We start from the raw sequence: 17,669 nt of genomic DNA on the forward strand, positions 1-17,669 counted from the left end.
AGTGACGGGTACGTGAACACAAGGAGAGACAGTATGCAACCGCGCTCGGCCGGTATCGAGGCGATCAACTTCTACGGCGGCTCCGCCTACCTCGACGTCAAGACCCTGGCCCAGTACCGGGGCCTGGACAACGAGCGGTTCGAGAACCTGCTCATGCACGAGAAGTCGGTGGCCCTGCCCTTCGAGGACCCGGTCTCGTTCGCGGTCAACGCCGCCAAGCCGCTGGTGGACGCGCTCAGCCAGGAGGAGCGCGACCGCATCGAGGTGCTCATCACCTGCACCGAGTCCGGCATCGACTTCGGCAAGTCGCTCAGCACCTACGTCCACGACTACCTGGGCCTGAGCCGCAACTGCCGGCTGTTCGAGGTGAAGAACGCCTGCTACGCGGGGACCGCCGGCTTCCAGAACGCCGTCAACTTCGTCCTCTCGCAGGTCTCGCCCGGCGCCAAGGGCCTGGTGGTGACCACCGACATCTCCCGCTTCAAGGCCACCGAGGGCGGCGAGGCGCTCCAGGAGGACTGGTCGTTCGCCGAGCCCAGCGGCGGCGCCGGCTCGATGGCCATCCTGGTCAGCGACACCCCGCACATCTTCAGCGTCGACGTCGGCGCCAACGGCTACTACGGGTACGAGGTGATGGACACCTGCCGCCCGGTACCCGACAGCGAGGCAGGCAACGCCGACCTGTCGCTCATGTCCTACCTGGACTGCTGCGAGGCCGCCTATCGGGCGTACGCCAAGAAGGTCGACGGCGTCGACTACGCCACCACCTTCGACTACCTGTCCTTCCACACCCCCTTCGGCGGCATGGTCAAGGGCGCGCACCGCACGATGATGCGCCGCATGTGCAAGGCGAAGAACCCCGCCATCGAGGCCGACTTCGAGCGCCGGGTGCTGCCCGGACTCACCTACTGCCAGCGAGTCGGCAACGTCTTCGGCGGCACCGTCTTCCTCAACCTGCTCGGCACCATCGCCCGCGGCGACTTCAGCACACCCAAGCGGGTGGGCATCTTCTCCTACGGCTCGGGCTGCTGCTCGGAGTTCTACTCCGGCGTCGTCACCCAGGACAGCCAGGACCGGGTGCGCGCGGTGGCCACCGACAAGGTGCTGGACGACCGCTACGAGCTGAGCATCGAGCAGTACCTGCGGCTGACCAAGGAGAACGAGGTCATCGAGTTCGGCACCCGCAACGTGGAGCTGCAACTCGACGTCATCCCGGAGGTCCTGGACACCGTCACCGGCCGCGGCCGGCTCTTCCTCAAGCGGGTCAACGAGTTCCACCGGGAGTACGTATGGGTGTGACCGAGGTCGTCACGCTGACCGAGCCGAGCCCCGGCGTCGCCCAGATCACCATGGCCGACCGGGAGCACAAGAACACCTTCACCGGTGAGCTGCTGATCGGCCTGGGCGCGGCGTTCGAGCAGGTCAGCGCGGATGAGCGGTACAAGGCGCTGATCCTCACCGGCTACGGCAGCTTCTTCTGCTCGGGCGGCACCCGCGAGGTGCTGCTCGACATCCACGCCGGCGAGTTCACCTTCCAGGCCGCCGGCGACGGGCTGCCGAACGCCTACTCGCTGCCGCTGGAGTGCCCGATCCCGGTCATCTCCGCCATGCAGGGCCACGCCATCGGCGGCGGCCTGTCCATGGGGCTGTTCGCCGACTTCGTGATCTTGTCGCGGGAGAGCATCTACACCGCGAACTTCATGAAGTACGGTTTCACTCCCGGCTTCGGGTCGACCCGCGTCTTCCCGACCAAGCTGGGCCTGCCGCTGGCCCAGGAGTTCCTGCTCACCGGCCGCACCTTCCGGGGCGCGGAGCTGGCCGAGCGGGGCGTGCCGTTCCCGGTCCGTCCCCGCAAGGACGTCCTGCCGACCGCGCTTGAGCTCGCCGAGAGCCTGGCCGAGAAGCCCCGACGCTCCCTGGTGCTGCTCAAGGAACACCTCGTGGGGGAGTTGCGCGAGCAGCTTCCCACGGTGATCGAGAAGGAGCTGGCGATGCACTCGATCACCTTCCACCAACCCGAGGTCAAGGAACTCCTCCTGAGCCGCTACGGTGCCTAGCCGCGCGAGCGGCACGCGAGAGACAAGCAAGAGAAGAAAGAGAAGAGAAGCATGACCCAGGACGAGATCTTCAAGGCCCTGCTGGCAACCTTCGCGGACATCATCCCCGAGGTCGACCTCAGCGCTGCCACCTTCGACGACAGCCTGAAGGAGCTGGGCGCCAACTCCATCGACCGGGCCGACATCATCACCGAGACGATGGAGCACGCGGGCGTCTCGCTGCCGATGGTCAGCTTCGCCGAGGCGCAGAGCATCGGTGACATCGTCCGCATCATCGACGGGGCCCGCTCGTGAGCGGGCCGCTCAGCGGCAAGGTCGCCGTCGTCACCGGCGGCTCCCGCGGCCTGGGTCGGGCCACCGTGCTGCGCCTGGCCAAGGGCGGGGCGACGGTCGCCATCGTGTACGCCAACGACGAGGCCAGCGCGAAGCAGACCCAACGCGAGGCCGAAGCGCTGGGCGGCTCGGCCCAGATCTACCGCTGCGACGTCTCCGACTCGGAGCAGGTCACCCAGACGGTGAAGGCGATAACGGGCGAACTCGGCCCGGTCGACATCCTGGTCAACAACGCCGGCATCATCCGCGACGGGCTGGCCGTGTCCATCAAGGACGAGGACTTCGACGCGGTCGTGAACACGAGTCTCAAGGGCGCCTTCTACTTCATCAAGGCGTGCTACTTCGGGTTCATCCGCCGGCGCAGCGGCTCGATCATCAACATCTCCTCGGTCGCCGGCGTCTTCGGCAGCGCGGGTCAGGCCAACTACGCCTCGGCCAAGGCCGGTCTGATCGGCCTGACCAAGACGATCGCCAAGGAGCTCGGCGAGCGCAACGTACGCTGCAACGCGGTTGCGCCGGGGCTGATCAGCACCGACATGACCGAGCACATGCAGGACGACACCCAGCGTCTTGGCCCGGTGCCGATGGGCCGCTTCGGTCGCCCCGACGAGGTCGCCAACCTGGTGGCCTTCCTCGCCAGCGACGAGAGTTCGTACGTCACCGGCCAGGTCATCTGCGTCGACGGCGGCATGGCGATGTGAGGCCCGGCCCGTGCCCCGCCCCTCGGGCGCGTACTCCTCAGACGTGCGGGACCACGGCCACCGGGCACCGGGCGTGGTGCAGCGCGGCGTGCGCCACCGAGCCGATGCGCGAACCGATGGGGGAGCGGCGCACCCGCCGGCCGACCACCAACAGGGCCGCCCGCCCGGTCTGCGCGAGCAGCACCTGACCGCCGGAGCCGATCTCCACGTGCTCCTCCACCGGCACCTGCGGGAACTTCTCCCGCCACGGGGCCAGCGCCTCGCTCAGTTGCTGCCGCTCGTACGGTTCGAGGCCACCGGCCTCATCGGCGAGGCGCAGCGAGCCGGGGCTGTAGGCGAAGACCGGCGGCAGGCTCCACGCCCGGACCGCGCGCACCGGCAGGCCACGGGCGGCTGCGGCCTCGAAGGCGAAGCCCAGCACCGGCGCGCTGTCCTCGGCCGAACCCTGCTGGCCCACCACGATCTCGTCCGCCGGGCGGGCGGCGGCCTCCGCCCCGGCCGGCTCCTCCGGGGCGCGCACCGAGACCACCGGCCGGCTGACCCGGGCGATCACCTGCTGGGCGTGCGAGCCGAGCAGGAAGCCGAGCAGTGCCCCGTGCCCGCGGGAGCCGAGCACCAGCAGTTCGGCGCTCTCATTGGCCTCCACCAGCGCGGTCACCGGCTCGGCCGACAGCACCTCGGCGACGACGGACAGCTCCGGGTGGCGCTCGACGAGCTGCCGCTGCGCGTCGCTGACCACCGTACGGGCCCACTGCACCTGCTCGTCCTGGTCGTCGACCACCGGCGCCGTCATCGGCTCCCAGTGCCAGGCGTGCACCACGCGCAGCGGCAGCCCGCGCCGCAGCGCCTCATCGGCGGCCCAGTCGGCGGCGGCCAGGCTCTCGGGCGAGCCGTCGACGCCCACAGTGATCGGACGAGTCATGGTCGGCCTCCAGAAGAATCGGACGGGCAGTGACAGGGCGGCTGCCCCGGTGATCATCATCGCAAACCCGGACACCCGCAGGTCAGGGCCTTTGGTCCCGGACGAGTGGCCCCGCGGTGGGGGCCGTCCTTGCAGACCTGTGCTGGTGCTTGCGTACCGGTACCTCAGTGCCCCAGCACCTCACCCCGCCAGCAGCGCCGCAGCGGCCGTCAGCAGGTCCCGGTTGCTCCCGGTGAGGTCACGCCGGGTCAGTGCGTGTACCGCGTCCGCCTGTACGCCGAGGTCTTCCAACGGGACGTCGACGTTGCCGCGGGCGCGGGTGGCGCGGCGCAGCGCGACGCGGAACCCGGCGCCGCGCGGCAGCGGCGCGAGCAGTTCGGGCAGCCACACCCGCAGCAGTTCGTGCGTCCACACGTTGGCGCCGCCGGCCCCGGTGCGCGGCGCGGTGCCAAGCACCGGGCCGAGGCCGTTGTCCTGGAAGCCGGCGGCGAAGACGTCGGCGGCCGAGTACGAGAGCGCGTCGGTGATCAGCACCTTGGGGCCGGTGTGGCGCGTCAGCCCGGCAGTGATCGCCGCCGGGTCGGTGAGCGCGAACCCCTGCGAGTACACCTCGCCGGTCTCCAGGGCGGAGCGGATCGAGGCGGCCCAGGTGCGGAACCCGGTGTGCGCGCCGGCCAGCGCCAGCGCGGCCCCGGTGGTGGCGAGCGAGAAGCTTACCGGCGCGATCGGCTCCCCACTCAGCACCTGCAACGCGGACTCGGCGGCCGGCACCAGGCCGCCCGGGTTGCCGCGGACGTCCACGATCAGCCCGCCGGCCGGGGCACGCGCCGCGACCTGCGCCACCTGCTCTGCGAACGGCCGTGCGCCGGCCACGTTGAAGGAGAAGATCCGCAGGTGCCCGTAGGCGCGCCCACCCAGCCGCACCGTCCGGTGGGCGAGCACGCTGCGCAGCGTCCTGGCGCCGGCCCGGCGGGCCGGTGGCGGTGCGAACATGCGGCGCTTGAGCTGGCGGGTTGCCTCGTTGCCGGCGTCGATGCCGAGCCCGGTGGCCAGCGTGGGGACCGGGTCCTGGGCCCGGCCGGCCTGCTGGTCGGCGGCCCGTACCCGCCAGGGCAGGCGCGTCTCGCGGCGGCGTCCCGAGCGGGTGCGGTAGGACACCTGGACCCAGTGTTCGTCGGGTGGCGGCATGGTGCGCAGCGGGCGCAGCGTCAACGATTCGAGGCCGCGCGCCAGCCGTGCTTCGTGGTGCGAGCCGGCCTGTGCGGCGGCGTGCCGCTCGATGGCCCGGTCGATCGGCACCCCGTTCCACGCCTCCAACTCCACACCCGCGTCGAAGCCGGCGTGCACCAGGGTGGGTTCCACCTTGGAGACGAGGTGGTGGGGCGTGCCGTCCGGGTCGGTGTAGCGCTCGACGAGGAAGCCGAGGGTGGCGACGTGGCCGCGGTAGGGGGTCGGGAGCTGGTAGAGGGTGTGCAGGTCGCGCAGGTCCCGGAAGGTGTCGGCGAGTTCGGCGTGGAACTGGAGCTCGCTCAGCGGCGCCAGTCGGCGCTCCAGCAGACGCAGCCGCTGCACCGGGTCGATGGCGTGCATGGCGCGCTTGAGCGGCAGGTGGACGTAGAGCTCGGCGAGCAACACCCGTGCCGCCGCGACCAGTTCGTACCGGGCGGCCAGCGGCAGCGGGTCGGCCTCGGCCCGGGCGAGGAACTCCGCCAGGCCGACCGACTCCGGCAGCGGCTTGGCCGGCCCGGTCGACCCCGTCGGCCTGGCTGGCTTGGCTGGTCCGGTGGCGCGGGTCGGGCGGGTCGCGCGGGTTGGTCCAGTGGCGCGCGCCGTACCTGTCGGGCGGGCGCGGGCCGCGCTCACCGGTAGTACTCCGCGAGGAACTGGAGCTCGGGCACCGCGCTGCGGGCCACCGCGGCGAAGTAGCGTGCGTCGTGCACCAGCCCGTCCAGCGGCGGGACGACCAGATCGGGCGGGACCTCACCGGCGGCGGCGAAGGCGCCCACGTCCCCCTCCGGCAGATCGCCGAACAGGGCGAGCGGCGCCTCGGGGTCATCCAGCGGGCCGCCCCAGGACGCGAGCGCGTCCTGCGCGGAGCGCCAGGCCGCCACCGGATCGCGGCGCACCTTGGCCAGCGCGCGCAGCACCCCGGGCCATTCCAACTCGGCGTCTGCGCTGCCAGGTTGGCGCACCGCGACGGTGCGCGCGAGGCCGGCCACGGTCAGCGCGCTGGTGTGGGTGGCGCCGGCCGCCTTCATCAGCGCCGGGGTCCCGTACCGCGGCCGGCCGTCCACCAGCACCAGTCGCACGTGCCGCTCGGTGGCGGTGATCAGGTTGCGGTACGGGTCCAGACGCGGCGCGTGGCGCTCCAGGACGAGCAGGTCGGCGAGGCCGCCCTGCCGCAGCCGGCCCACCTGCGGCCCCCAGGCGGTGGCCAGCGCGTCGCCGGGGTTGGCGGTGACCATGTCGCACAGCTCGCGGTCGTTGAAGTGACCGTCGAACCGGTGCTGGTTGACGGCGTCGGCGACCTTGAGTTCACCCAGTACGTGCTTGGTGCCCGAGGGGGACCAGTCGGAGCCGAGCGCGATCCGCAGTCCCTGCTGGTGGGCCGCGACCACGTCGGTGGTCGTGTGGTACAGCCAGTAGTTGGAGAGCGGGGACCACACCACGGTGCCGCGCTCGGCGGAGTTGACGCCTGTGACGGCATGCTGCCAGTGCCCGAAGTCCTGCGGGGTCAGCGCGGTGGCGTGCACCCCGATCAACCCGGGCCGCAGACACGGCTCCAACTCCTCGAACTCCCGGTGCACGACGCTGCCCGGCTTCCCCTCGGCGACGTGGTAGATGAGGACGCGTGTGCCGTCCAGCTTCGCCGCCCGGTCGGTGCGCAGCACCTCGGCGTCGAGTTGCAGCGCGGCGGTCAGCACCCGGTCGGTGCCGGCCGGCAGCTTCTCGTGGTCGATGAGGCGCAGCAGCCGGCCGTCGACGGGTCGGGACGTCACGGGCGCGCCCTGGATCGCGGTGGTCCCGCCGACCAGGGCCTTGACGGCCACGTACGCCAGCAGCGCCGCGGGTGCGGCCTGCCCGAGCACCTTGGCCGGCCAGGTGATGGAGGTGGCGTAGTCGGGTGGGTGCCGCTCGTCCACCCAGCGGTCGTGGTGGGCGTAGGGCACGCCGGGCGCCTCCCACAGCGGCAGGGTGTTGTACGCGATGTGGTTGTGCAGGTCGATCAGGCCGGGCAGGACCAGCGCGCCGGTGTCCAGGACCGGCGCGTTCGCGAACCCGGCGGGCGGGCGCTGTTCGGCGCCGCGCACCGCGGCCAGCCGGCCGTCGTCACCCACGTAGACGGCGCCCGGGTCGAGCACCCGGTGGTCGGCGTCGAAGGTGAGGACCGTCCCGCGGAGCACCAGCGCCATCAGCGCGGCGCCTTCCAGACCAGGGTGTGTTCGTCGTCGGGCGACGGTCGGCTGACCGAGTTCTGCGCGTCGCCCGGCAGGGCGCGCACCCAGGCGTCGTCACCGAGGAAGTCCGGTACGCCGAAGGGCAGGTCGCGGCGGGGGACCGGGGCGTAGTCGGCCTCGGTGAACTCGGTGCCGTAGTTCGGTCCCGTGGCGTCGCCGTCCGGGTCCGGGGTCACCACCTCCCGCAGTTGGGTGACGGCCGCGCGCCAGGCGGTCAGCAGGGCGGCCGGGGCGTGGCTTGAGGGGTGGGGCACGTCGACCACCGGGGCGTGCGGCCGGGTGCTCCACAGCCTGATCGCCTCCCTGGCCATGAACCCCATCGGCACGATGGCCTGGAGCGAGACGTCGGTGGCCCGGTCGAAGACCGCGTTGCGCCACTCCAGTTGGTCCGGGTCGGCGAGTCGGTCCTTCATCGCGAACGCCTGCCCGGGGTGGACCGCGTAGGCCCAGGCGTTCAGGCACACGTAGGAGCGGGTGAGGCCGAGCTTGGCCAGGAAGCCCTGCACGCGCTGGCCGGCGTTGCCGACCAGGGTGCGGCCGGCGATCCGCTCGGTGGGGCCCGGGTCGGAGGCGACGACCAGGACGCGGGCCGAGCCGTCGAGCCGGCCGCGGTAGAAGATCGGCCCCCAGTCGGCCCAGAAGGCGGTGGGCTCGGGCACGGCCGGCACCTGCGCGAACAGGGCCGCGAACTGGTCGGTGGGACCGCGGTCGAACTCCGGCATGACTCACCGCCTCCGAACCGGGCGGGCGTCGTCGCGCGGGTGTGCGGGTGTGTTCACGGGGCTCTCCACGGGGGCGGGCTGACGGGGCGGGGGCCGGCCGGGCGGCTCGCGCCGTACGGCGGCCGGAGCGTACGAGCCTGTCGGCGCGCCGCGCGGGCCGCCCGGTGGCACCGGTCTCCGCCTCCATGAATCACTCACCCCCCACCCACCCAAACCCCGACACCCGCCAACTGGACCAGCGCGGGGGCAACCGGCCCGGGCGGGCTGCGGCCCACGGGCAGGCGGGAGCGGGGCCTGACGCGGCCCCGGGTGGGTTACTCCGCCGCCGTGGCCGCGCCGGCCAGCGCCCCGAGGATCAGGGCGCTGAGCGCGGCCACCGCCGCGGCGTCCGTGAGCTGCCCGCGCTGCCGTTCGGCGGCGATCGCCTCAGCCGCGCCGAGTAACCCGACGCAGCGCAAACGCAGTTCGTCGGCGGGGAGTTCGGCGTACGGGCGGAGGCTGGTGACCAGCAGGTCCAGATAGCCGGTCAGCGTCTCGGGCGGGCCCGCGGCCGGTTTGGGGCCGGCCCGCAGCGCGGCCGAGACGGCGCCCAACTCCGGCATGGCGGTGGCACAGTCGAAGTACGCGGTGCTGATCACCCGGGCCACCTCGCCCGCGGTCGCCGGGGCGGCCCGTACGGCCTCGGTGATCGCGGCGCGGTGGCGGGCGTCAAGCCGTTGGTGCAGCGCGAGCAGGAGCGCGGGGCGGGTGCCGAAGTGGTCGTAGGCGATGGGCCGGCTGACTCCGGCTGCCTCGGCGAGGGTGACCAGGGTCAGCCCGTCGGCGCCCTGCGCACGGACGATCGCGGCGGCGGCGTCGAGCAGTTGCTCGCGCCTGGCCTGCCTGGACAGGCGGGTGGGGGTGCGGGCCACGGCTGGTGTGTCCTCCCTGGTGCGGCGTCCCTGCGGCTACCGGCCAAGGTTATGCTACAAAACGTAGGCTACAAAATGTAGCTTGATGGTCAGGGGAGGAACTCGGCGTGACACAGGCACCATCGGTATTGATCCTGGGCGGCTCGGGTCAGGCCGGCGCGGCCACCGCCGCGCTGCTGCGGAGCTGGCACCCACACCTGCCGCTGACGATCGCGGGCCGCGACCTGGCCCGCGCCGAGCGGGTCGCGGCCGGGCTCGGGGCCGCCACCGCGGTCGCCGTCGACCTGACCCGCGGCGACCTGGGCCTGCCGGCTGCCCCGCCGGGCGGCGGACACACGGCGGTGGTCGCCGCACTGTGGGACGACCGGCTGCACGGCCTGCGCTACGCACAGCGCCACCGGGTGCCCTACCTCAGCATCTCCAGCGGCCTGACGGACATCGCCCCCGAGGTCGTCGCCGCTGCTCAGGGAGCGGGCGCGCCGCTGCTGCTGGCCAGCCACTGGTGCGCGGGCACCGTCGTGCTGGCAGCGTTGGCATGGGCGGACGCGTTCGAGCGGGTCGACAGCGTCCGCATCGGGGCCGTACTCGACGAGGCGGACACCGGCGGGCCCGCCGGCATCGCCGACCTGGCCCGCTGGTCGACCGCCACCTCGGCGGGCCTGGTGCGCCGCGACGGCATCTTCACCTGGCTCCCGGAAGACGCCGCGCAAACGCCTTTGACCAGCATCGACGGCACCGTACTGACCGGGCAGAACGTCGCCATCCTCGATGTGCCGAGCCTCGCGCTGGCCACCGGGGCCGCGGACGTCCGCTTCGCCTTCGCCGTCGGCGAGTCCGCCGGGCGGCGCGGCGGCGGGGGCCCGTCCATCGAGGTGCGGATCGACCTCGTCGGGGCGGGCCGGGGCGGTGCGCCGCTGCGGGTCAGCCGCGCGCTCGTCCACCCCGAAGGACAGCGCCCGCTGACCGCCCTCGGCATCGCCCTCGGCGTCGAACGCCTGCTGGGGCTGCGCGGCCCGGCCGCCCCGCCCGGCCTCCACACGCCCGAGTCACTGATCGACCCGGAGTACGCGGTCCAGCGGTTGGGGCAGATCGGAGCGGTGGTCACCGACCTGCCGGCCGGTGGCTGAGCGCTAGCCGGCCTGCTGGATGCGGATCATGTTGCCCGACGGGTCGCGGAACGCGCAGTCGCGCGGCCCCCAGGGTTGGTCGATGGGTTCCTGGAGCACCTCGGCGCCCGAGGCCCGGACCCGTTCGAAGGTGGCGTCCAGGTCGTCGGTGCGGAACACGGTCATCGGCAGCACACCCTTGGTGAGCAACTCCTGCAAGGTGTCGCCGTCCGCCTGGGAGCGGCCGGCGTGCGGCTCCGAGAGCACGATCTGGAGGTCGGGTTGGTCGTCGCTGCTGAGGGTGACCCAGCGGAAGCCGTCCGATGCGACGTCGTTGCGCACGACCAGGCCGAGCGCGTCCCGGTAGAAGCCGAGCGAAGCGTCCGGGTCGTTGACGGTGATGTGGCAGTACTGAAGTGCGATGGTCATGCGGCCCACGCTAGGCGCGGGCCGCATGACCCGCTTCTCGAATCCTGCTCGATGCGCCGCGCAGCGGCCTGGTGGTCACCTTCGCCACACAGGCCGGCATCGCCACCACCGCCCGGTGTTCCCGACTGCGGTACGCGCTGGGTGTCTCACCCACGATCTCGGTGAATCGCGAGCTGAAGGACCCGAGCGAGGTGGCACCCACCGCCAGACACGCGTCGGTCACGCTCATCCCGGCGCGCAGCAGCGCCATCGCCCGCTCGATCCGGCGGGTCATGAGATAGCCGTACGGCGTCTCGCCGTACGCCGCACGGAACCGGCGCGAGAAGTGCGCGGGCGACATCAGCGCCTGGCGCGCCATCGTCGGCACGTCCAGCGGGCGGGCGTACTCCCGGTCGATCAGGTCCCGGGCGCGCCGCAGATGGGCCAGGTCGGCGAGCTCTTCCGGGGTCATGCAACGACGCTACCACCGCGGTGCTGACGTGGGCTTTCGTGCGGATCTACGGGGTTTGGCTGGGCTACCTGGCGCGCCGGAACCACGACGCGCCGTGGCGACCGGGCGCGCCGGCTGCATGGGACGTACGGGATGTACTGGACGCCTTGGATGCGTGGGACGCGCCGCGTCCGCCGGAGGCGCGGGGCTCACCGGTCCCATCGGGCTCACTGGGCGTGCCGGGCCCACCAGGCCGGCGGCGCACGGTGTCGTACGCGCCGGCGGACGGCGTCACACGGCCAGGTGGGCCCGGCGCGGGTGTCAGGGGGTCGGCGCGAGCACCCACAGGCGGTGGTCCCAACCGATGTCGCGGCAGTCCGTGACCGCGCAACCCGCGTCCGCCGCCAGCGCGGCCACCTCCGCCTCGGTACGGAGCCCCGAGCCGAACGCGGCCGTCAAGTGCAGATGGTGCAGCGCGTCATCGAGGTCGGCGAACCCCTCCGGCGCCACGGCCCCCGCCCCGGCGGCCCCCGCCTCCGCGGCTCCCGCTCCCGCCATCCGCCCGACCCGCTCCACCAGCACCAGCCCGCCGCCGGCCGCCAGCCCGGCCGCCGCGTCGCGCAGCGTCAGCACGGCGTCCGCCGCGGGCAGCCGCTCCAGCAGACGGCACAGCAACAGCGCCTGGGCGCCGGGCGGTACCGGGCCCGCATGGGGGAGGAGTTCCACCCGGGGCAGCACGTCCGCGTCGAGCACCCGCTCGCCGACCACGGCCAGCTCCGAGGGGAGCGCGCCGAGCCGCACCCGTAGCGAGGGAAACGCCTTCACCAGGGCGTTCACCACTGTGCCCGCGCCGGGTCCGGCCGCGGTCAGCGTTGGCACCCGCGACCAGTCGTACGCCTGCACCGCGCCCGACGCGATCCACCTGGCCTCCTCCTCCACCGCCCAGCGGGCCGAGCCGCCGACCGCCGCGTCGGTGCGCAACGCGTCGGCCAGCGGCTCGCCCGCCGGGGTGCGCGCCGCCGGCCTGCCGGTGCGCACCGTGTGTGCCAGGCCCGCGAGCGACAGATCGAACGCCGCTTGCGCGCCCCGCAGGTCGTACTCCTGGAGGGAGTGGTCGTCCTCGACGAGTTCCTCGCCCACCGGGGCGAGCCGGTAGCCACCGGCGTCCTTCGCACACACCTCAAGGGCGACCAGATAGTCAAGGAGCGCGGTCAGGGAGCGCAGGTCCGCACCGCAGCGCCGGGCCAACTCCGCCCCGTCACCCACCCCCTGGTAGACGAGGTCGATCAGGCCCAGGGTGACGGCGGTGCGGATGGCGAGGCCGGGCGCCAGGTCGGTCAGTTCGTGCAGTCGGTCGTGGGCGTCCTGCTGCTCTTCCGCCCGCTCTTCCGCAAGGGCCGGCGCGGCCGGCGCTACGTGCTCGCCGTGCGGGGCGTCGGTGCGGCGCCAGTAGCCGGTGATGTGGGTGTGTTCCCGCGGCACTTGGCGGTCCACCGCGAGGTGGCGCCGGATGCCCTTGAGGACGCCGGCCTCACCTGCGGCCCAGACGAAGACCGTGCCGGGGAGCCACGTCATGGCGCGCACCGCCTGCTCCAACAGGTCGGTGCTGCCGGCGGGCGCCCCGTCCCGCACCAGCCACGTGACCTCGGCGTCGGCGGCGGTCGGCAGCTCCTGGCGGTGGCTCTCCTCGCCGACCTCGATGAACACCCGGGCGCGGGTACCGGCCGGCATCTCCGCCAGCCAGCGCCCGATCGCCGGCAACGCGGTCTCGTCACCGATGGCCAGCAGCCAGTCCGCGCCTTCGGGCGCGCTGTGCGACATCTTCGGCCCGGCGATCCAGGTGGGGTCGCCGGGCCTGGCCCGCGCGGCCCAGGAGGAGGCGACGCCGCCGGGGTGGCGTACGAAGTCGAAGTCGATCTCGCCGGCCTCCGGGTCGAACCTGACCGGCGTGTAGTCCTTGGCCAGCGGCCGTGCGTCGGTGGGCCAGTCGAGGCTGCTCACGTTCTGCCCGGGGAGCGCCGGAGGCTGCCCGGGTCGCTCGGCGAAGAAGAACTTGACGTGGTCGTCAAAACCGTCGGTACGCAGCGCCGGCAGGTCGAGACCGTCCCGGTGGAACGCCCGCAGCTGTGGGCCGCCCAGCGTCACCCGGCGCATCCCCGGCGTGACGTCGAAGGCCCGTAGGACCGTCAACTCCCGCAGCACGATGGGGAAGGTGACGACGGTGCGGGGACTGCGGCGGGACATCTGCGGAACTCCTTCGGTCGGCCGGGTCCGGCCAGGCTAGGGCGGCGACCGCCCCGCGCATCCAACCCGCGGATCAGGACCTGCCCACTGCGCGGCCCATCGGGTGACACCCCGGGCGACGACTCCGGACGGACGGCGCCCCCGGACAGGCGGCACTCCCGGGGGCGCGGCGCGCGGGGTACCCGCTGCGGCGCTGGCCACTGCCTGCTCCCCCGCACGGGGACGTCCGATGCGGTGCGCCGGCCCCGATGGCGGTCCAGGTGTGGCCCGGACATGCGGCCTCGGCGTAGGGCCTCGGTGCACGGTCTCGGCGTACGGCCCGGGTGCGGGGTCCCGGCGTACGATCCGGGCGCCGCGTTCGACGATCCGGCCCGCCCGTTTCGACGCCGCGCCCCGCCCCGCGCCTACGGTCACCACGGTGTCCAACCCCACCCCCGCCACGCGGCTCCTGCGGCAGTGCCTGGCCGACGCCCGCCCGTACCTCGCGCGCTCCGCCTGCTGGGCGGCGCTCCGTCAGCTCGCCTTCCTCGCCCTGCCCTGGCTGCTCGGTCGCGCCGTCGACAACGGCGTCAAGGACGGCGACACCACCGCAGCCGCCGGCTACGCGGCCGTTTTCCTGTGCGCCGCAACCGCCGAGTACGCGGGCATGCGCGGCTGGCAGAAGTGGAGCAACCTCGCCGAGGCCCACGCCGGCGCCCGGCTGCGCACCCGGTTGCTCGGGTCCGTGCTCACCGTCGACACCGACACCCTGGAGCGCGGCGCCGACCGCACCGGCGACCTCGCGGTGCGCGCCACCCGCGACGTCGACGCCGTCCTGGCCTGGGTGCACGGTCTGACCACCTGGGTGGTCATCGGCCTCACCGGGCTGCTGCTCGGCCCCGCACTGTTCGGCCTCGATCCACTCCTGCTACTCGTCGCACTCGCCACGGTGCCCGTACTGCTGCTGGTCAACCGGGTCTTCCCGCCGCTGTACGCGCGGCGGGCCGAGGCGCTTTCGCGGGCCCACGGCCGGCGCGGCAGCACCGTCGAAGAACTCCTCGCCGCGCTGCTGCCGCTGCGTGGCGTGGGCGCCGACCACCTGCTGGTCGAACGGCACCACCGGCACAGCGCCCAGATCACCCGGCGTACCCTGCGGCTCGCCTCGGTCGGCGCGGCCTGGGAGGCGATCGCCTTCGTGGTGCCGCTGCTGGCCGTGGTCGCCGGGCTGCTCCTCGGCGGGCACGCGGCGATCGACGGCCGGATCACCGTCGGCCAGCTCACCACCTTCGCCCTGTGGATGGGCACGGTCTCGGTGGCCGTCGGCGTCACGGTCGACCGGCTCGGTGACCGCGCCGATGCCCTGGTCGCCGCCGGCCGGATCAGCGAGGTGCTCGACCTGCCGGCGCCCACCGGCGACGGTTCGGCCACGCTGCCGCGGCGGGGCACGTTGGTCGCCACCGGCCTCACCGTGCACCGGGCGGGCCGGGCCCCGATCGGCCCGCTCGACCTGACGGCCGAGCCCGGCGAGTGGATCGTGCTGACGGGGCCCACCGGCTGCGGCAAGAGCACCCTGCTGCGTGCACTGGCCCGCCTCGTCCCGGCCGCGGGCACGGTCGACTTCGGCGGGCACGACCTGGCCGCACCCCATCCCGACGCGCTGTACCGCACGGTGGGGTTCGTCCCCGAACACCCGCTGCTGCTTGACGGCACCGTCGTCGACAACCTGCTGCTCGGCGGGGACCGGGACGCCGAGGAGTTGGCCGCGGCCTGCGAGGTCGCCGGGCTCGACCTGGCCCTGGCCGGGCTGCCGGCTGGCCTGGACACCCCGGTGGGCGAGCGGGGCGGCGCCCTGTCCGGCGGACAGCGCCAACTCGTCGCCCTCACAAGGACGTTGCTGCGCGGCTGCCCGGTCCTGCTGCTCGACGACGTGACCTCGGCGCTGGACGCCGCGACCGAGGCGCAGGTACTGGCCCGGCTGCGTGACGCCACCACGGGCCACGTCGTCGTGTTCGCCTCGCACTCGCCCGCGGTCCGTGCCCTGGCCGACCGTGAGATCACCCTCGCGGGCCCGGCCGCCCGACCCAGCCACCCCACCCTGGAGCCCCGGCATGCCTGACCCCACCCACCCGCGGCCGAACGCCCGGCCTGCCTCGACCGCTGACCGTCTCGACGCGCCCGCTGCGCCCGCCGCGTCTGCTGAGTCCGCGGTGCCCGCTGCGCCCGTCCCCGACGTTCCGCAGGTGCCCGGAGCGCCCGTCGCGGATCGCCCGTACGCGTGTGAGGCTCCAGCAGCGGACGCGCCGTACGCGTCTGAAGGGCCGGCCACCGGCCGTCCGCACACCCCCCAGTCGCCCGTACTGCTCGCCGAACTGCCCGACGGGCGAGGTGTGTTCGGCCGTGCGCTGCCCTTCCTGGTGGGGCACCGGATGGCGCTCGCGCTGACCGTCCTGCTCAACCTCACCGCCGCCGCGCTCGCGGTCGGCGTGACGGCCTGCATCGGGCAGGTCGTCGACGCGGCGGGCGGCGGTGACCGGGCTGGGTTGGTCCGTTGGATGGTGCTGTTGCTGTGCTGCGTCGTGGTCAGCGGGGGCACCGCCTGGGCGTCGCGCTACTGCCTGGTGCGGGTTGGCGAGCGGGTGCTCGCCGGATTGCGGGAGCGGGCGACGGCCGCGGTCGGGGCCGCCCCGCTGCGCTTCGTGGAGGCGCACCGCGGCGGTGACCTGCTGCGCCGGCTGACCGGCGAGGTCGCAGGGCTCGCCGCGTTCGTCGGCGGCACGCTGCCCGACCTGGTCACCGCGGTGGCCGTACTGGGCCTGACGGCCGTCATGCTGGCCGGCTACGCGTGGCCGCTGATGCTGCTGCTGACCGTGGCGTTCGCGCCGGCCGCGTACGTGATCGTGCGGGGGTTCCACCGTGGCGCCGGGCCGGCGTACGCGGCCGTCGCCGCCGCCGAGTCGGCGGTGGCGGCGCGGTTCACCGAATCGCTACCCGCGCAGGAGGAGTTGCGGACGTCGGGGGCCGTACCGCGCTGGCTGGCGCTGTTCGCCGGGGACAACGAGCGGCTGCTGCACGCGCGCGAGGCCCAGGTGCGCGCCGAACTGCGCCTGAACCGGCTCACCCTCCTCCAGGCGGGGTGCGTGGCCCTGCTGTTGGTGGTGAGCGCGGCACTGGTCGGGCGCGGCACGCTGACCGTCGGTGTGGCCGTGGTGTTCGTGCTCGCCACCCGGGACGTGCTGCACCGGTTCGAAGACCTGGCGGGCGCGCTGGGCGACGCGCGTGAGGCCCAGGTGCGGCTGGCCAGGCTGCTCGACCTGATTGCCGCGACCGCCCCGACCACCCCGACCACCTCGCCCGCCGCGACCGCCCCCGGGGCAGTGGCCACCCCGCCGGCCGCAGTCACCCCCGCGACAGCGGCTCCGCCCGCCGCGGCCACCCCGATGCCAGCGGCCACCCCGCTCCCCGTGCGCTTCTCGCCGACCCGAGCCGCCCAAACCCGGCGTCGATCGCAAGGCCAGCCCCAGCGCGGCTCCCAGCCCCAAGCCCAACTTCGTCCCCAACCTCACCCGGACCTGCCAAGCCGCGGTCAACTCGTGGTCTCCGGGCTGGAGTTCGGCTACCGGGCCGGGCGGCCGGTCATCGGCGGGCTGTCGCTGACCGTGGAACGCGGGGACCGGTTGGCCGTCGTCGGGGAGACCGGCTCGGGGAAGTCCACCCTGGGCAAGTTGCTGGCCGGGCTCTACCGGCCGGACGCGGGCACCGTCAGCTACGCGGGCCACGACCTCGCCACGCTCGACGAGGCCCGATTGCGGGCCCGGATCGTCCTCGTTCCCCAGGAGGTCGTGTTGGTCCGCGCCACCCTCGCGCAGAACCTCGCCCTGGTGGCCGGCCGCCCGGACCGGGCCCGTCTCACCCACACCCTGGACCGGCTCGGCCTCGCCGGGTGGGTCGACTCGCTGCCGCGCGGGTTGGACACCCCGGTGGGGCCGCGGGGCCTGTCGGCGGGGGAGCGGCAGTTGGTGGCCATCGCCCGGGCCGCGCTCACCGACCCGGCGGTGCTCATCCTGGACGAGGCGACGGCCGGCGTGGACCACGCCACGGCGGCCCGGATCGAGGAGGCACTCGCCGCGACGGCACAGGACCGCGCCCTGGTGGTGATCGCCCACCGGGCGGACACCATCGCCCGCGGCCACCGCCTGCTGACCTTGCCGACGGGACGCATCACGCAGCCGACCGGACACCCGCCCCGGCCGGCCGGACGCCGTACCCAGCCCCACCCGCCCCAGGCCCAACCTGACCCAGCCTGATCCGCCCCCGGGCCGGCGTCCCCAGCATCCCCTGCGTCCCGCCGGCGCCCCCCCCCGTGTCCTCCGCATCCCC

The 17,669-nt window shown here is 73.8% G+C and carries 15 protein-coding genes; 7 read left to right on the forward strand and 8 right to left on the reverse strand.

Annotated elements, in window-relative coordinates; translation table 11 throughout:
* Window positions 1–33 precede the first annotated feature (33 nt).
* The 4 genes from ACMA1D_RS26095 to fabG are packed head-to-tail and all read left to right on the forward strand — an operon-like array spanning window position 34 to window position 3,091.
* The gene (locus tag ACMA1D_RS26095) at window positions 34–1,299 is read left to right on the forward strand and encodes a hydroxymethylglutaryl-CoA synthase family protein (protein ID WP_414726448.1); all 1,266 of its coding nucleotides are present in this window, start codon (window positions 34–36) and stop codon (window positions 1,297–1,299) included.
* The gene (locus ACMA1D_RS26100; protein ID WP_414726449.1) at window positions 1,290–2,057 is read left to right on the forward strand and encodes a polyketide synthase; all 768 of its coding nucleotides are present in this window, start codon (window positions 1,290–1,292) and stop codon (window positions 2,055–2,057) included. Before ACMA1D_RS26095 ends, ACMA1D_RS26100 begins: the two co-directional genes overlap by 10 nt.
* A 51-nt stretch (window positions 2,058–2,108) precedes the next feature.
* Window positions 2,109–2,351, forward strand: a complete 243-nt coding sequence (locus tag ACMA1D_RS26105) for a phosphopantetheine-binding protein (protein WP_349991977.1) — start codon at window positions 2,109–2,111, stop codon at window positions 2,349–2,351.
* The gene (gene fabG, locus ACMA1D_RS26110; RefSeq protein ID WP_414726450.1) at window positions 2,348–3,091 is read left to right on the forward strand and encodes a 3-oxoacyl-[acyl-carrier-protein] reductase; all 744 of its coding nucleotides are present in this window, start codon (window positions 2,348–2,350) and stop codon (window positions 3,089–3,091) included. Before ACMA1D_RS26105 ends, fabG begins: the two co-directional genes overlap by 4 nt.
* A 37-nt stretch (window positions 3,092–3,128) precedes the next feature.
* On the opposite strand, the gene ACMA1D_RS26115 is transcribed toward fabG, so the two are convergent.
* The 5 genes from ACMA1D_RS26115 to ACMA1D_RS26135 form a co-directional block, all read right to left on the reverse strand.
* On the reverse strand, window positions 3,129–4,013 hold the full coding sequence (locus ACMA1D_RS26115; protein ID WP_414726451.1) for a universal stress protein: 885 nt from the start codon (window positions 4,011–4,013) through the stop codon (window positions 3,129–3,131).
* A gap of 180 nt (window positions 4,014–4,193) precedes the next feature.
* A complete protein-coding gene (locus ACMA1D_RS26120; RefSeq protein ID WP_414726452.1) occupies window positions 4,194–5,876 on the reverse strand; it encodes a S41 family peptidase in 1,683 nt (560 codons plus the stop codon).
* On the reverse strand, window positions 5,873–7,426 hold the full coding sequence (locus ACMA1D_RS26125) for a hypothetical protein (protein ID WP_414726453.1): 1,554 nt from the start codon (window positions 7,424–7,426) through the stop codon (window positions 5,873–5,875). Before ACMA1D_RS26125 ends, ACMA1D_RS26120 begins: the two co-directional genes overlap by 4 nt.
* Window positions 7,426–8,193, reverse strand: coding sequence for a hypothetical protein (locus ACMA1D_RS26130; RefSeq protein WP_414726454.1), 768 nt, complete (start codon window positions 8,191–8,193; stop codon window positions 7,426–7,428). The genes ACMA1D_RS26125 and ACMA1D_RS26130 overlap by 1 nt, the downstream gene beginning before the upstream one ends.
* 314 nt (window positions 8,194–8,507) lie before the next feature.
* Window positions 8,508–9,104: a TetR/AcrR family transcriptional regulator gene (locus ACMA1D_RS26135; RefSeq protein ID WP_414726455.1), complete on the reverse strand. Its 597-nt coding sequence runs from the start codon at window positions 9,102–9,104 to the stop codon at window positions 8,508–8,510.
* Between the two features lie 107 nt (window positions 9,105–9,211).
* Here ACMA1D_RS26135 and ACMA1D_RS26140 point away from each other — a divergent pair, with 107 nt between their 5' ends.
* Entirely contained in the window at window positions 9,212–10,231 is a 1,020-nt protein-coding gene (locus ACMA1D_RS26140) for a saccharopine dehydrogenase (RefSeq protein WP_414726456.1), read from the forward strand.
* A gap of 3 nt (window positions 10,232–10,234) precedes the next feature.
* On the opposite strand, the gene ACMA1D_RS26145 is transcribed toward ACMA1D_RS26140, so the two are convergent.
* From ACMA1D_RS26145 to ACMA1D_RS26155, 3 genes are all read right to left on the reverse strand, one after another.
* Window positions 10,235–10,639, reverse strand: a complete 405-nt coding sequence (locus ACMA1D_RS26145) for a VOC family protein (protein ID WP_414726457.1) — start codon at window positions 10,637–10,639, stop codon at window positions 10,235–10,237.
* Window positions 10,640–10,649: 10 nt separating this feature from the next.
* A complete protein-coding gene (locus ACMA1D_RS26150; protein WP_414726458.1) occupies window positions 10,650–11,090 on the reverse strand; it encodes a helix-turn-helix transcriptional regulator in 441 nt (146 codons plus the stop codon).
* Between the two features lie 300 nt (window positions 11,091–11,390).
* Window positions 11,391–13,313: an SIP domain-containing protein gene (locus ACMA1D_RS26155; protein ID WP_414726459.1), complete on the reverse strand. Its 1,923-nt coding sequence runs from the start codon at window positions 13,311–13,313 to the stop codon at window positions 11,391–11,393.
* 418 nt (window positions 13,314–13,731) lie between these two features.
* Here ACMA1D_RS26155 and ACMA1D_RS26160 point away from each other — a divergent pair, with 418 nt between their 5' ends.
* Together ACMA1D_RS26160 and ACMA1D_RS26165 are read left to right on the forward strand one after the other, a co-directional pair.
* Window positions 13,732–15,408 carry an ATP-binding cassette domain-containing protein gene (locus tag ACMA1D_RS26160; protein WP_414726460.1) on the forward strand — a complete coding sequence of 559 codons (1,677 nt, stop codon included), beginning with the start codon at window positions 13,732–13,734 and terminating at the stop codon, window positions 15,406–15,408.
* On the forward strand, window positions 15,401–17,596 hold the full coding sequence (locus ACMA1D_RS26165) for an ABC transporter ATP-binding protein (protein ID WP_414726461.1): 2,196 nt from the start codon (window positions 15,401–15,403) through the stop codon (window positions 17,594–17,596). The genes ACMA1D_RS26160 and ACMA1D_RS26165 overlap by 8 nt, the downstream gene beginning before the upstream one ends.
* The last annotated feature ends 73 nt before the right edge of the window (window positions 17,597–17,669 follow it).

The sequence above is a fragment of the Streptomyces sp. 796.1 genome (assembly GCF_047525675.1).
Taxonomy (GTDB): Bacteria; Actinomycetota; Actinomycetes; order Streptomycetales; family Streptomycetaceae; genus Streptomyces.